This window comes from Kitasatospora sp. NPDC092039 (assembly GCF_044756065.1).
In the GTDB taxonomy this organism is placed as follows: Bacteria; Actinomycetota; Actinomycetes; order Streptomycetales; family Streptomycetaceae; genus Kitasatospora.
The window spans coordinates 402,988-416,869 of sequence record NZ_JBIVSD010000004.1; the positions used below are offsets into that span (position 1 = coordinate 402,988).

A 13,882-nucleotide genomic window follows, 5' to 3' on the forward strand; every position below is an offset into this window, starting at 1 on the left:
CTTCTCTGCCCTGAATAGGCCACCCGAGGCCGGTACCAAGCGGTAACCCGCTAGATCGAAAGCGCATAAAGGCGTTCACCTCTGTTGGTGAAATCGTCCGCCTGACGCTAGGCAGTGTTCAAGTCTTGAAGACAAGCCAGCCCGAAGATCACACGATCCGGACGCACGGTAACGGCCGCGCGTCGATGGCGTTGCCCCGGCTTGATTTCCTGCACCCGGATCGCCCGATCACCGGCCGACCGGCTTCGGGAAGCGATTCACAGCCGACCTGTCCATTTCGTCCACTGACCGGCCGTCAGTCCTCAGCCTATGTGGCAAGCGTCACCAGCGCATCTCACGGGTCGGGCGTAGGGCGCCTCCGCCGATCGTCGCACTGTGTCCAGAAACGTGTCCGCTCCGTGACGTTCGGACGACGAAAAGGAGCCCTCTTGTCCAGGACGGACAAGAGGGCCGGGACCTAGTGGCAGTCGCCCCGGAAGGGGTGTTTTCGCCGGTCCGTACAGATCATCCGCCAGAGGTGTCCGATTCGGCGTCCGCGCCCGGGCGGGCGCAGTCGTACGGATCGTCCAACCAGCCCTCCGGCAGGACCACCCGGTTGTTGCCGCTGGTGCGCCCGCGCGGGCCGTCCGCACCGACCGGCCAGCCCTGGGACTGCTCCACCTGGGAGAGGGTTCCGGCCAGTTCGGCCAGCGAGGAGGAGTTGGCGAGCCGCACCCGCAGCTCGGAGCCGACCGAGAAGCCCTTGGTGTACCAGGCGACGTGCTTGCGGAAGTCGACCACGCCGCGGGCCTCGTCGCCCAGCCACTCGCCGAGCAGCTGCGCGTGCCGCACCATCGCCCCGGCCACGTAGCCGAAGTCGGGGCGGGCGTAGTCCACCTCGCCCTCGAAGATCGCGACCAGGTCCCGGAACAGCCACGGCCGGCCCAGGCAGCCGCGGCCCACCACCACGCCGTCGCAGCCGGTCTCGCGCATCATCCGCACTGCGTCGTCGGCCGACCAGATGTCCCCGTTGCCCAGCACCGGGATGTGCGCCGGGACGGACTCGCGCAGCCGGGCGATCGCCGACCAGTCGGCCGTCCCGCCGTAGTGCTGGGCGGCGGTGCGCCCGTGCAGGGCGATCGCGGCCACGCCCTCCTCGGCGCCGATCCGGCCGGCGTCGAGGTAGGTCAGGTGGTCGTCGTCGATGCCCTTGCGCATCTTCATGGTCACCGGCAGGTCGCCCGCGTTGGCGACGGCCTCGCGCAGGATCTCGCGCAGCAGGTTGCGCTTGTACGGCAGCGCCGAGCCGCCGCCCTTGCGGGTGACCTTGGGGACGGGGCAGCCGAAGTTGAGGTCGATGTGGTCGGCCAGGCCCTCCTCGGAGATCATCCGGGCGGCCTTGCCGACGGTCACCGGGTCCACCCCGTACAGCTGGATCGAGCGGGGCTTCTCGCTCGGGTCGAACTTGATCAGCTGCATGGTCTTGGCGTTGCGCTCGACCAGCGCCCGGGTGGTGATCATCTCCGAGACGTACAGGCCCCGGCCGCCGCTCTGCTCGCGGCACAGGGTGCGGAACGGCGCGTTGGTGATGCCGGCCATCGGAGCCAGCACGACGGGCGGCCACACCTGGATCGGGCCGATGTCCAGCGGCGCGAACTCGGCGTCGGACGCGGTGGGTGCGGGCGTGGCTGTCATGCGCGGCTGACCTCGGGTAGTGGGGACGGGACTCTCCATTGTCCCCTACCCGGGTGAGCGGCCTCCGCCCGCTCCGGGGCGCCCCCCCGTCAGGGCGCCGGCGACGGCACCTCGGGGAGGGACGACGGCGACGACGGCGGGAGCGCCGGCTGCGTCGACACCGACGGCTCTGGCGACACCGACGGTTCCGCCGGTTCCGCCGCCGCCGCGGTCTTCGACGGGTTGATCGAGATCGACCCGGAGGTGACCGCGGCGTGCACCCGGTTCGGGCTGGCGGAGTCCGCCAGCACCGGGTCGATCCGGCCGTGGCCGCTGCCCACCTCGCTGGAGAAGGCGTACCGGCTGTCCTTCGGCACGGTCATCTCCACCGAGCCGGAGGTGGCCGTGGCGTCCACCGCGCGCGGGACCCTGGCGAAGTCCAGCGTCACCGAGCCCGAGCCCACCCGCGCCGTCACCCGCCGGGAGTCGAGGTTGGTGCCCTGCACCAACCCGGAGGTGGCCTGCACGGTCACGTCCCCCGAGGTGTCGGACAGCAGCAGCCGGCCGGAGGTCAGCTCCATCCGCACGGCCCCGCTCAGCCCCTCCACCTGGACGGAGCCGGAGCCCACCGAACCGGACACCTCGGTCGCGGCCGGCACGTCCAGCTCGATCTCGGCCCCGCAGCCGGCGTCCGTGAACGGCAGGATCAGGCGGCAGCGCATGGAGACGTCGAGCACCCCGTCGACGACGACGGCGGACACCACCGGCTTGCGCACCAGCCAGTCCAGGCTCTGGCGGACCACCACGTGGCCGTCCCGGCCGGCCCGCACCCGGACCGAGGCGCTGCCGGTCTCCAGGTGGACCCGGTGGATCGCCACGTCGTACGGCCGGCTGGTGCTGGTGCGCTGCTGCACCGCCATCGACCAGGTCTGCAGTCCGGCGCCGATCATGACCAGGACGATCACGACCGTCCCGGTGACCCGCCAGCCCTTCGCCCCCTTCACGGCTACCCGACCTCCAGGAAGCGCAGCACCGCCATCACCCGGCGGTGGCTGTCCTCGGCCGGCGGCAGGTCCAGCTTGGTGAAGATCGAGTTGATGTGCTTGGCCACCGCGCTGTCGCTGACCACCAGCGAGCCGGCGATCGCGGCGTTGGAACGGCCCTCCGCCATCAGGGCGAGCACGTCGCGCTCGCGCGGGGTCAGCTTCTCCAGCGGGTCCCGGTGGCGGCGCACCAGCAGCTGGGCGACCACCTCCGGGTCCAGCGCGGTACCGCCCTCGGCGACCCGCTGGAGCGCGTCCACGAAGTCGTCGACGTTGGCCACCCGCTGCTTGAGCAGGTAGCCGACGCCGCTGGTGTTGGTCGCCAGCAGGTCCGCGGCGTAGCGCTCCTCCACGTACTGGGAGAGCAGCAGGACGGCGGTGTCCGGCCACTGCCGGCGGATCACCATCGCCGCTTTCACCCCCTCGTCGGTGAAGCCCGGCGGCATCCGGACGTCGGCGACCACCACCTTCGGACGGTGCTCCTCGACGGCGGCCAGCAGTTCGGTGGCGTCCCCGACGGCGGCCACCACCTCGAAGCCCACCGCCTCCAGGACCTTGACCAGGCCGACCCTCAGCAGGACCGAGTCCTCGGCGATCACAGCGCGCACGGCAACTCCACGGTGATGGTGGTGGGGCCCCCGAGGGGGCTGAGAACGGACAGCGTGCCGTCGACCGAGGCGGCGCGCTTGCGCAGGCCGGTGAGCCCGGTGCCGCGGGACGGGTCCGCGCCGCCCACGCCGTCGTCGCTGATGACCAGGCGCAGCCGGCCGCCGGCCGTCCGCACCGAGAGGTCGACCCGGCTGGCCCTGGCGTGCCTGGCCACGTTGGTGAGCGCCTCGGAGGCGGTGAAGTAGGCGACCGCCTCGACGGTCGGGGCGATCTGCTCGGCGAGGTCGACGTCCAGGCGCACCGGCAGCGGCGCCCGGGCCGCGATGCCGGACAGCGCCGCGTCCAGGCCGCGGTCCTCCAGGACGGCGGGGTGCAGCCCGCGGACCAGGTCGCGCAGCTCGTCGATGGCCGCCTGGGCCTCCTCGTGCGCGTCGACGATCACCTGCATCACCTCGGGCGGCACGTCCTTGAGGGTGCGCCGGGCCAGGCCCAGGTTCATCGCGAGGGAGGTGAGCCGCTGCTGGGCGCCGTCGTGCAGGTCGCGCTCGATCCGGCGGCGCTCGGCGTCCACCGCGTCGACCAGCCCGGCCCGGCTCTCGGCGATCTCCTCGACCCGCCGCTCCAGCGCCTCCGCGCGGTCCGGGCCGAGCAGCCGGAGGGCCGCCCACGCCTCCAGCCGGGCCAACTGCGTCCCCGGCAGCGGAAGGACCGCCAGCAGCAGCACCCCGCCGACGGTGAGCAGGACGTCCTCCCCGGCCAGGCCGGAGCGCAGCGCGGTGCCGGCGGGCAGCAGCCAGATCCAGCCGTACACGGTGGCCAGCACCAGGGCGGTCGCCCAGGCGTACAGCACCCCCAACGCGGCCACCGCCAGCAGCGGGCCGACCACCAGGTGGTGGAGCACCTGACGCCAAGTCAGTCCGAGCAGGAGGCGCCGGAGTCCGGTCGGCGGCCGCAGCGGCGGCACCTCCACCCCGTGCAGGGCCCGCAGCCGGCCGCGCTGGACGCCGGTCAGCGGGCGGGTGCAGAGCAGGACGGCGGCGAGCACGGGGAAGAGCATTCTCGAATCGGTGACGGCCAGCCAGACCGGCACCGCCATGGGTATTCCGGCGGCTATGAAGCGGACGTCCCGCCAGACCTCGGGCGACCACGGTGGGCGCCGAAGGCTCCTGACGAGTGCTCGGCGCAGCGTGGTGGAGGGCATGCCCGACAGCGTAGGGCCCGGTGATCACGGGCCGCCATGAAGGGGGGTTCCGGGTGGGGGTGTAGCTAGGTACACCCCCGATTCGGTGTAGGGCACCACCGACAGGACGGGGGTCCCGCCGGAAGGCTTGAGGGCATGACGAGCACTGCATCGCACTCCGCCACTCCGCCGCACGGGCGGCCCAGTCCGGGGAGTGCTTCCGGGACGCCGGCGCCGACGAGGGCGCTGTCGGAGGGGGCGCTGCCCGGGGGGCGGCTGTCCGACGGGACGCTGATGTCCGAGGGGACGCTGCCGTCCCACGGGGCCCTGTCGTCCGGCGAGGCGCTGCTGTCCCACGGGGCGCTGCCGGACGGGGCGTCGACCGAGAGGGAGCTGCCCGAGGGGGCGTTGCCGACCGGGGGCGGGCCCTGGTCGGTCCGCGGCGTCGGGCCCGGCCGCGGCCGGGCCGCGCTGGAGCTCTACCAGTACGGGGAGTTGACCGACGTCCTGGTCGCCGCCCGGCTCACCCGGCACCTGCTGCGCGGGGCCCGGCACTGCCCGTCCACCGGGCGGAACCGGCACGTGCTCGCCTGGGGCCGGCTCGCGGCCGACGGCGCGGCGCCCACGGTGGTGTTCAGCGGGCGGCGGCCGTTCCGCCGGGTGCGGTCGACGGCCGAAGTGGCCACGGTGGCCGGACGGTTCTGGGTCGCCTGGGCCGAGGGCCCCTTCGACGCGGTACGGGTCGAACACCCGGCGGGCGGGACGGCCGAGCGGCTGCCGCTGGAGCGGGTGCGGGACCGGCACCGGGACCGGCACCGGGGTGCGGCGTGACCACCGCCGTCCTCGCCGCCCGCTCCGACCGCTCCGCCCGCTCCGCAGCCTCGTACGTCCTGCCCGCGCGCTTCGCCCGGGTCCCGGTCATGGCCGCGGTCGCGCTGCTGCCCTGGCTGGCGGTCCTCGCCGTCTGCCACGAGACCCCGTGGGTCGTGCTGGACCTCACCGAGTTCGCCGCCCTGCTCTCGCTGGACGCGCTGCTGCGCCGGCGCAGCCCCGCCGCGCTGTGGGCGGGCGCGGCGGTGGCCCTGCTGCTCACCGGGGACGCGCTGGCCGACATCGCCTGCGCCGGTCCGGGCCACGCCGTGCTCGCCGCCCTGGTGATGGCCGGCTGCATCGAACTGCCGCTCGCCGTGGTGTGCCTCTGGCTCGGGCGGGACGCGGCGGCGCGGGCCTGCGGCCGGTTGGGCCCGGGTCGGTTGGGCTCGGGCCTGGCGAGTTAGAACCGGGTGGCCAGTACCGGGTTGGCCGCTGCCGGGTGGCCGCTACCGGATGGGCAGCGCGTCCATCAGCGCGCGGGTCTCGTCGTCCAGCGGGGTGTACGTGATCATCCGGGTCCCCCGCTGCGGGCCGAGCCAGAAGTTGGTGTACTCGCAGCGCAACAACCCGACGCCCGGCACCTGGAAGCGCTTGATGCCGTTACCCGGCCGCATCACGTCGTGCCGCTGCCAGAGCTCGGCGAAGTCCGGCGAGGCCTTGAGCACCCGGGCCAGCAGTGCCTTCCAGGCCGGCTCCGAGCTGTGCTCGGCCATCGCCGAGCGGAACCGGGCCACCATGCCCAGGCGTTCGGTGCGGTAGTCGACCAGCACCTCGCGGAACTGCGAGGGCGTGAACGCCATCCACATCAGGTTCCGGTCCTCGGGCGCCAGGGCACCGAGGTCGCCGACGATCGCGGTGTACTGGGCGTTGTGCGCCAGCACGTCGTAGCGGGAGTTGACCACCACGGCCGGGTAGGGCGCCAGTTGCTCCAGCAGCAGCCGCACGCTCGGGGTCACCGAGGGGCACTCCCGCACCGGTGCCGGGTCGTCCGCGCCGGCCAGGGTGAACAGGTGGGCGCGCTCGCTCGGGTCCAGCAGCAGCGCCCGGGCCACCGAGTCCAGCACCTGGGTGGACACCTGGATGTCCCGCCCCTGCTCCAGCCACGTGTACCAGGTCACCCCGACCGCGGCGAGCTGCGCGACCTCCTCCCGGCGCAGCCCCGGCGTCCGGCGGCGTCCGGTCATCGGCAGGCCCACCTGCTCGGGCGCCAACCGCTCGCGGCGGCTGCGCAGGAACGCGGCCAACTCGTGGCGGCGGGCTTCGCCGGGGGTGGGCCGGTGCTGCGCGGCGGCGGTGGCGACCGGACGGGCTTGCGCTGCGGCTCGCGCGGCGGCGGCCGGGCGGGCTTGCGCGGAGGGTGTGGCGAGGCTCATGCTCCCCAGCATGCGGCAGCGGCCAGCCTGTTGCCAGGTACTTCTTATACCTGGATAACCACACTCTGGTACCAGGGTACGGCGCGGCGGATCGTAGGACCCGTGACCCAACCACTCGCCGTCGCCCCCGCATCGGGCCGCACCGCCACCACCCCGGGCGCCGCGGCCACCGCCCCCACCACCGCCTCCGGATCCACCGGACCCGCCGGATCGGCCGGATCGGCCGGATCGGCCACCGGACCCGCCGCCGCCCTCGGCACCGCCGGGCTGGTCACCGTCCTGCTCGGGGCCTTCCTGCCGATGCTCGACTTCTTCATCGTCAACGTCGCCCTGCCCACCATCGACCACGACCTGGCCGCCGGGCCCGCCGTCCTCGAACTGGTCGCCGCCGGCTACGGCATCGCCTTCGCCGTGCTGCTCGTCCTCGGCGGGCGCCTCGGCGACAGCTACGGCCGCCGCCGGCTCTTCGTCGTCGGCGCAGTCGCCTTCGCCCTCACCTCGCTGGCCTGCGGCCTGGCCCCCGACGCGTGGTCCCTGGTCGCCGCCCGGGCCGCCCAGGGCGCCTCGGCCGCGCTGCTGATCCCGCAGGTGCTCGGCACCATCACCGCCGCCACCGAGGGCGCCCGGCGCGGCCGCGCGCTCAGCGTCTACGGCGCGGTCGGCGGGATCTCGGTGGTGATCGGGCAGGTGCTCGGCGGGATGCTGGTCGCCGCCGACCTGTTCGGCACCGGCTGGCGCTCGGTGTTCCTGCTGAACGTGCCGTTCGCGCTGCTCGCCGTGGTGCTCGCGGTCCGCTACGTCCCGGAGAGCCGGGCCGCGACGGCCGCCCGGGTCGACGTGCCGGGCACCGTCCTGCTCACCGGCACGCTGCTGTCCCTGCTCATCCCGCTGATGGAGGGCCGGGCGGCCGGCTGGCCGCTCTGGTCCTGGGTGCTGCTGGCGCTGTTCCCCGTCCTCGCCGTCGCCTTCGGCACCGTGGAGCGCCGCGCCGAGCGGCGCGGGGACACCCCGCTGGTGCCGCCGTCCCTGCTGCGCATTCCGGAGATGCGGCGCGGCCTCGGCATCGCGCTCCCCTACTTCGCGGGCTTCGGCGGCTTCATGTTCGTCATCGCGGTGGCCCTCCAGCAGGGCCTACGGCTGGGCCCGGTGGCGGCCGGCTGGGCGCTCGTCCCGATGGCGGTCGGCTACTTCTCCGCCTCGCTCGCCGGCCCGCGGCTGATCGGCCGCTGGGGCAGCCGGGTGCTCAGCGCTGGTGCCCTCGTCCAGGCCACCGGCCTCGCCGTCCTCGCCGTGACCGTTCTGGCCGACTGGGCGCACTTCTCCCCGCTGCGGATGGCCCCGGGCGTCGCCCTGGCCGGCATCGGGCAGGGCCTGATCGGCACCCCGCTGTTCCGGGTCGTCCTCGCCAAGGTGCCCGCCGCCCGGGCCGGCGTCGGCAGCGGCGTCCTCGCCACCGGTCAGCAGTCCAGCCTCGCCCTCGGCGTCGCCACCCTCGGCACCCTCTACCTCTCCCTCTCCCCCGTCCTCGGCATGGACCGGGCCCTCGCCCTCTGCCTGGGCATCCAGCTCCTCGGCTCCTTCACGATCCTCTACCTGACCACCCGCCTTCCCCGCTCCATCGGCTGACGCCGGGCCTCGGGGTCCTGACCCTCAGGCCTCGGCCCCGGCGATGGCGCTCTGCGATGGCGACGCGCGGCCTCCCGACCGGTACGACTCGTACGACCGGTCGGGAGGCCGTCGGCGTTCCCGGCACCACGGGTTCCGTGCTCCAGCCGGTCCGAGCCAGTGGCCCAGCAGGGTTCGGAGGGTTTCACCGGCCTCGACCTGGAGGTTGTGGTCGACGCCGTCGAGGACGGCGGCGGCCGTCCGCGGGTAGGGGTCGATCAGGGCGAGCTGGTCACGTCGGCCGACCAGGGCGTCCTCGGCTTGGGCGGCGCCGCCACCCTCCTCCAGACCGCCGTCGCCGACGCGGCCGGGCCGGCCAGGGTCATCGCCCAGCCGCTGCTCGTCCCCTGCTGGAACCTCGGCATCACGCTCGGCGGGCTGGTCGGCGGCCTCCTCCTGGACCAGGCCGACCCGACCCCCCTGCCCCGGCCCGCCCTCACCGGGCGGCGCGACGGCTTCCCAGCGAGGGGAAGCACTCGTTCGCGTGAAATCGACGCACATTCCTCTGACGGCCGTACGGTCCGTTTCTACCGTGAGTCGTATGACAGCCAGAGTCCCGATCCGACAGCTCCAGCAGCACGCCGGCGAGTCGATCGACCGGGTCGCAGCCGGTGAGCGTGTGGAGATCACCCGCAATGGCCGGCTGATCGCCGTCCTCGCACCGCCCGACCCGGAACAGCGGGTGCTGGAGGGCCTCATCCGCGACGACACCATCACCCCCGAGAACGCCGTCACCGCGCGCGGCTTGGCCGACGGGAGCTTGCCCACCGTCGGCACCGGGCTGGCCTCGGCCGCCGACGCCCTGCACGCTATGCGGGAAGAGGAGGACCGTTGATCCACCTCGACGGCTGCGCGCTCCTCAGACTTCTGGTCCTGAGGGCGAGTCCGCCGCGCTGCGAACGTTTCTCTCCTCGCGCGGCTCCGAGGGCCATACGACCAGCGCGCTGGCGCAGGTCGAAGTGCCACGCGCACTGATCCGGATCGGCGCACCACCTGAGTTGCCGGACGCATCGGCGGACCTGCTCGACCGGCTGCTTCTCATCCACCGCTCCGATCCCGCCCTCCGATCCCGTCCTCCGAGCCGCCTGCCGGTTTCCCGCCCGGCACCTCCGCACTCTCGACGCCATCCACCTCGCCACCGCAGAGCATTTGGAACACGCGCTCACTGCCTTCGTCACATATGACAAGCGCTTGGCCGACGCGGCTGAGGCACGGGACCTGCCCGTGGTCACCCCTGGCCAGCCAGCCGACTCCAGGTGAGCAGACGTCCGGACGCCCGACCGCGCAGGGTGCCCGGCGGATCCGGGCTAGCTTCCCGTGCCCAGGGCGGCGACGAAGCGGTCCAGTCGCGAGGTGACCTGCCGGAGGACGTCGATCGAGCCCAGGGGGTCGTCGGGCAGTTCGAGGCCGTGGTCGGCGGCGGGCAGTTCGAGGACCTGGTGGCCGGTCGCGCCGGCGGTCGGGCGGTCCCACAGCTTGTCGGCGGTTCCGCCGACGAGGAGGGTCGGCGCCCCGGAGCGGTGCAGGGCGCGGGCCACCTGGTCGACGGTCAGGAGGGGGGTGAGCCAGGCCGCCGGGAGGTTCCGGTCGGCGGCGACGGAGGCGGCGAGGGAGCCGAGGGACTTGCCGACGAGCAGCCGGCAGGCGCCGCGCTCGGCGTCGGCGGCTCCGGCGACCTGCCGCTCGACCCACGCGATCCGGTCCTCCGTCGCCGACTCGTCGAAGCCGTGCGGCACTTGCCACCACAGCTCCTGGACCGTCCAGCCGTGCCGGAGGAGGACGGACCGGGCGAAGTGCAGCAGCGGCCGGGCGGGCGAGTAGCCGACGCCGGGGACGATCAGCGCGACCCGGTCGGGGTCGCCGTCGAAGCGGGTGGGGACGGTCGGCGCGTTGGGGGCGGACATGGCCGCAGAGTACCCGCGGGCCTCCGGTGAGGTGTTGTCAACCCTGACCATCGTCATGGTCGTTGCCTGACTTTCGGGTCGGGTGGACAGGGCTCCTCGACCTCTACCGTCCGGACCATGACGTACACGGACAGGAAATCCAGGGATTCCGGAGCCGCCGGACGGAGGGCACCGAGGGTGGGTCGGGCAGCCGTCCGGGGCAGGCCCGTCCTCGCCGCGGCCCTGCTCTGCGCGGGGGCCGGGGTGGTGGCCTGGCTGGCGCCGGAGCGGGGCGGCGGCGCGGGGCCGGTGCGGGTGTCGGCCGGGTGGTCGGCCGACGGCTACCGGCGGGTGGCGGAGGCCGTCGCCGACGCCCCGCACGCGGTGGCCTCGCTGTCGGAGCCGGCCACCGAGGCCGGGCTGCTGGTACTGGGGCTCCTGCTGGCGTTCTGCTGGTGGACGGCCCGGGCCCGGCGGGCCGTCGGGGTGGTCGTGGGGGTGACGCTGGTCGGGCTCGGCACGGTGCTGGCGTACGGGGCCAGCGAGGTGCTGAAGGTGCTCCTCGACGAGGAGCGTCCCTGCCGGGCCCTGGTCGGGCTGCCGGGCACGGCGGTCGCCGAGTGTCCGACGCCGGGCGACTGGTCGTTCCCCAGCAACCACGCCACCCTGGCGGTCGCGCTGGCGACGGGGCTGGTGCTGCTGCGCCCGCGCTGGGCGCTGCTGGTCATACCCGTCGGCGGCGCCACGGCGGCGCTGCGGGTGGCGGCCGGGGTGCACTACCCGCACGACGTGCTCGCCGGTGCCGCGCTCGGCGGCACGGTCACGGCGGCGGTGGTCCTCGCCCTGCGGCCGGTGGCCACCACCGCGGTGACGGCACTGACCGGGGTGCCCGTCCTCGGGCGGCTGCTGTCGGCGCCACCGGCACCGCCGATACCGTCGGCCCCGGGCTCGGGAACGGGCTCGGGAACGGGCGCGGTCCCCGCCCCGGCGGTCTCAGTCCCGTGGGCCGCCCGCGCAGGTCGCGCCGAGGGTCAGCCCGGCCTCGTGCGCGAGCACGGCGGCGGCCGCCCGGTTGGCCACGCCCAGCCGCGCCAGGATGGAGCTCACATGGGCCTTCACGGTGCCTTCCACCAGCCCCAGCCGTCGGGCGATCTGAGCATTGGACAGCCCGGCGGCGATCAGCGTCAGGACGTCCCGTTCCCGGGTGGTCAGGGCGGCCACCTGTTCCCGGGCGCCGGCGCGCCGGTCGGCGGGTCCGCCCGCCCCGGTGGCGGCCAGGTGGGCGACCACCCGGGCGGCCACCTTGGGTGAGAGGTAGGCCGCTCCGCCCGCCACCGCGTGCACCCCGGCGAGCAGTTCCTCGGGCTCGCCGGACTTGATCAGGAAGCCGTTCGCGCCGCCGCTGAGCGCGCGCAGGATGTAGTCGTCCTCCCCGAAGGTGGTCAGCATGAGAACTCCGGTGGCCAGGCCGTTCCGGCGGATCTCGGCGGCGGCCGTGATGCCGTCCGTGCCTGGGGGCACCTCCCGGCCGCCAGGCTGGGGGCGCATCCGGATGTCCAGCACGGCGACGTCCGGCCGGTGGCGGCGGACGAGTTCGACGGCCTCTCGGCCGTCCCCGGCCTCGGCGACGATCTCGATGCCCGGGTCGGTGGCGAGCACCGCGCGCAGTCCGGCGCGGATCATGGGCTCGTCGTCGGCGAGCAGCACCCGGATCGGTGCGGTGGTCATCGTCGGCTCCTGTCGTTCGGTCGGTACGGAGGTGAGGGGGAGAGCGGGGTGCGGTGGGAGGTCAGGAGACGAGCACGTCGCGGGAGACCAGCCGGGAGTCCTGGAAGCAGAGCCGGTAGGCGTCGCCGGACCGGTCCACGAACAGTTGGGCGGTGATGGCGTAGTACGCGCACGAAACCCCTTCCTCCGACGGCGGCGCGGGCGTCGACGGCCCGCTCGGCGGGTGGTACGGCAGCCGGTGGCCCGGCAGCACCCGCTCGACCGAGGCCTGGTCCTGCCCCACCCGGAGGGAGGCGTAGACCTCCGGGTCGAGCACCGACAGGCTGACGACGTAGAGCGTCCATACTCGCAGCACCACGATCAGCAGCACGGCCGTCGCCAGCGGGACGAGCACCACGGCGGCCAGCGTCCGGCCCACCCTCCGGCGGGCCTGTCGCAGCTCGCGCACCGGCGACGGCGGGGCGGCGGGCGGCGGCGCGACGGGCCCGGCGGTACGGCGGGGCAGGTCGGCCACGACCTCGAACCCGCCGTCCGGGTGGGGCCCGTGGGCGAAGGTGCCGCCCGCGAGCCGGACCCGCTCGGCCAGCCCGACCAGTCCGCGACCGCCGGTGGGCCGCCCGGCAGGAGCCGGGCCGGGCCTTCCGCCGCGCGCCGCGGTGGAGGTGCCGACGAACGGCCCGGTGAACGCTCCGGAGATCGTCCCGGTGGGCGTTGCGCTGCGCGGGGTTGACACGGACTCCGGCGAAGCGGGCTCCGACCATGCGGGTGCCGGCGAAACGGGTACCGGCGACGACGCCGCGGGGACGGTGGATGCAGGAACGGTGGACGCGAGAACGGTGGGTACGGGCGCGGGGCCGTTGGCCACCCGGACACGGGCGCCCTCGGCCGAGTACGCCAGCTCCACGGTGACGGCCGCTCCCGGTGCGTGCTTGGCGGCGTTGGTCAGCGCCTCCTGCACCACCCGGTACGCGGCGTGCTCGGTGGCGCGCGGGAGCCCGTCCGGCTCGCCGGTGACGTCCGAGCGGACGTCCAGGCCGGCGGCGGCCGCCTCGGCGACCAGGTGCGGGATGTCCGAGTCGGCCGGCCCCCGGGTCGCGGAGGTGCCGCCGCCCTCCTCCTCGTCGCGCAGGATGCCGATCACCTCGCCGAGCCGGTCGACGGCGGCGGCCGCGCCCGCCCGGATCTCCTGCACGGCCTCCCGGTGGGGCGGCGCCAGGTCCGGGGCGAGCTTGAGGGCCCCGGCACGCAGGGCGATCAGGCTGAGGTCGTGCCCGAGGGCGTCGTGCATGTCCTGGGCGATCCGGGCCCGTTCGCGCAGCCGGGCCTGCTCGGCGATCAGCTGCTGCTCGCGCTCCAGCCGTTCGGCCCGCTCCCACCCGGCACGCACGAGCTCCTGCGACTGCCGCCAGAACCGGCCCAGCAGCCACGGGCCCATCCCGGTGCTCACGGCGAGCGCGATGAACAACAGGCCCAGAACGATCCAGGAGGGCACCGCTCCGACCACCAGCACACCGGCCGTGACCAGGACGGCGAACACCACCGCCGCCGGCCGTACCCGCTCCGTCCGCAACCCGGCCAGGAAGGAGAACCCGATCGCCGGAAGCGCCCACCAGAGGCTCGTGACACCGAGCCCGATACACACCGACGCCACCACGGGCAGCGCCGCCCCTCTCATCCGCATGCCCACGACCCTACGAGGGCCGCCGTCGCAGCGGATCTGTCGAAAGTCATGTCCGGAGCCGTCACCCGACTCATCTCCCGGGCCGGTTCCCGTCCCGTCCCCGCCCCCGCCCCCGGCTGCGGCTCTTACCAGGGGGCTCGTAAAACAGTAGCCATGGACATAGTAGCCATGTACCGTATCCGCCGTGAGTTCAA

The 13,882-nt window shown here is 74.3% G+C and carries 14 protein-coding genes and 1 pseudogene; 6 read left to right on the plus strand and 9 right to left on the minus strand.

Annotated elements, in window-relative coordinates:
• Positions 1 to 504: 504 nt before the first annotated feature.
• The 4 genes from dusB to ACIQI7_RS11420 form a co-directional block, all read right to left on the minus strand.
• Positions 505 to 1,674 carry a tRNA dihydrouridine synthase DusB gene (gene dusB / locus ACIQI7_RS11405; RefSeq protein WP_401107670.1) on the minus strand — a complete coding sequence of 390 codons (1,170 nt, stop codon included), beginning with the start codon at positions 1,672 to 1,674 and terminating at the stop codon, positions 505 to 507.
• Between the two features lie 89 nt (positions 1,675 to 1,763).
• Positions 1,764 to 2,657: a DUF4097 family beta strand repeat-containing protein gene (locus tag ACIQI7_RS11410; protein WP_401107673.1), complete on the minus strand. Its 894-nt coding sequence runs from the start codon at positions 2,655 to 2,657 to the stop codon at positions 1,764 to 1,766.
• 2 nt (positions 2,658 to 2,659) lie between these two features.
• On the minus strand, positions 2,660 to 3,304 hold the full coding sequence (locus ACIQI7_RS11415; RefSeq protein WP_401107676.1) for a response regulator: 645 nt from the start codon (positions 3,302 to 3,304) through the stop codon (positions 2,660 to 2,662).
• Positions 3,292 to 4,506, minus strand: coding sequence for a histidine kinase (locus ACIQI7_RS11420; protein WP_401107678.1), 1,215 nt, complete (start codon positions 4,504 to 4,506; stop codon positions 3,292 to 3,294). The genes ACIQI7_RS11415 and ACIQI7_RS11420 overlap by 13 nt, the downstream gene beginning before the upstream one ends.
• Before the next feature lie 135 nt (positions 4,507 to 4,641).
• Here ACIQI7_RS11420 and ACIQI7_RS11425 point away from each other — a divergent pair, with 135 nt between their 5' ends.
• Positions 4,642 to 5,316 (plus strand): hypothetical protein, encoded by a 675-nt coding sequence (locus ACIQI7_RS11425; RefSeq protein WP_401107681.1) that lies wholly within the window; start codon positions 4,642 to 4,644, stop codon positions 5,314 to 5,316.
• Entirely contained in the window at positions 5,313 to 5,762 is a 450-nt protein-coding gene (locus ACIQI7_RS11430) for a hypothetical protein (RefSeq protein WP_401107683.1), read from the plus strand. The genes ACIQI7_RS11425 and ACIQI7_RS11430 overlap by 4 nt, the downstream gene beginning before the upstream one ends.
• Positions 5,763 to 5,804: 42 nt before the next feature.
• On the opposite strand, the gene ACIQI7_RS11435 is transcribed toward ACIQI7_RS11430, so the two are convergent.
• Complete coding sequence (locus ACIQI7_RS11435; protein ID WP_401107686.1) at positions 5,805 to 6,731, minus strand: helix-turn-helix transcriptional regulator; 927 nt, start codon at positions 6,729 to 6,731, stop codon at positions 5,805 to 5,807.
• Between the two features lie 102 nt (positions 6,732 to 6,833).
• On the opposite strand from ACIQI7_RS11435, the gene ACIQI7_RS11440 reads away from it, so the two are divergent.
• A complete protein-coding gene (locus ACIQI7_RS11440) occupies positions 6,834 to 8,357 on the plus strand; it encodes an MFS transporter (protein WP_401107689.1) in 1,524 nt (507 codons plus the stop codon).
• A 24-nt stretch (positions 8,358 to 8,381) separates the two neighbouring features.
• On the opposite strand, the gene ACIQI7_RS11445 is transcribed toward ACIQI7_RS11440, so the two are convergent.
• Complete coding sequence (locus ACIQI7_RS11445) at positions 8,382 to 8,897, minus strand: hypothetical protein (RefSeq protein ID WP_401107691.1); 516 nt, start codon at positions 8,895 to 8,897, stop codon at positions 8,382 to 8,384.
• Positions 8,898 to 8,937: 40 nt separating this feature from the next.
• On the opposite strand from ACIQI7_RS11445, the gene ACIQI7_RS11450 reads away from it, so the two are divergent.
• Together ACIQI7_RS11450 and ACIQI7_RS11455 are read left to right on the plus strand one after the other, a co-directional pair.
• Positions 8,938 to 9,231 carry a type II toxin-antitoxin system Phd/YefM family antitoxin gene (locus ACIQI7_RS11450; protein ID WP_401107694.1) on the plus strand — a complete coding sequence of 98 codons (294 nt, stop codon included), beginning with the start codon at positions 8,938 to 8,940 and terminating at the stop codon, positions 9,229 to 9,231.
• Positions 9,232 to 9,449: 218 nt separating this feature from the next.
• Positions 9,450 to 9,656, plus strand: coding sequence for a PIN domain-containing protein (locus ACIQI7_RS11455; protein WP_401108019.1), 207 nt, complete (start codon positions 9,450 to 9,452; stop codon positions 9,654 to 9,656).
• A gap of 47 nt (positions 9,657 to 9,703) precedes the next feature.
• Here ACIQI7_RS11455 and ACIQI7_RS11460 read toward each other — a convergent pair whose 3' ends face one another.
• The gene (locus ACIQI7_RS11460; RefSeq protein WP_401107696.1) at positions 9,704 to 10,300 is read right to left on the minus strand and encodes an alpha/beta hydrolase; all 597 of its coding nucleotides are present in this window, start codon (positions 10,298 to 10,300) and stop codon (positions 9,704 to 9,706) included.
• A gap of 117 nt (positions 10,301 to 10,417) precedes the next feature.
• On the opposite strand from ACIQI7_RS11460, the pseudogene ACIQI7_RS11465 reads away from it, so the two are divergent.
• Positions 10,418 to 11,059, plus strand: a pseudogene (locus ACIQI7_RS11465) (phosphatase PAP2 family protein); the annotation flags it as partial.
• Positions 11,060 to 11,272: 213 nt separating this feature from the next.
• Here the strand turns inward: ACIQI7_RS11465 and ACIQI7_RS11470 are convergent.
• Both ACIQI7_RS11470 and ACIQI7_RS11475 read right to left on the minus strand, forming a co-directional pair.
• Positions 11,273 to 12,007, minus strand: coding sequence for a response regulator (locus ACIQI7_RS11470; protein ID WP_401107699.1), 735 nt, complete (start codon positions 12,005 to 12,007; stop codon positions 11,273 to 11,275).
• Positions 12,008 to 12,068: 61 nt separating this feature from the next.
• Complete coding sequence (locus ACIQI7_RS11475) at positions 12,069 to 13,688, minus strand: histidine kinase (RefSeq protein ID WP_401107701.1); 1,620 nt, start codon at positions 13,686 to 13,688, stop codon at positions 12,069 to 12,071.
• Positions 13,689 to 13,882 lie beyond the last annotated feature (194 nt).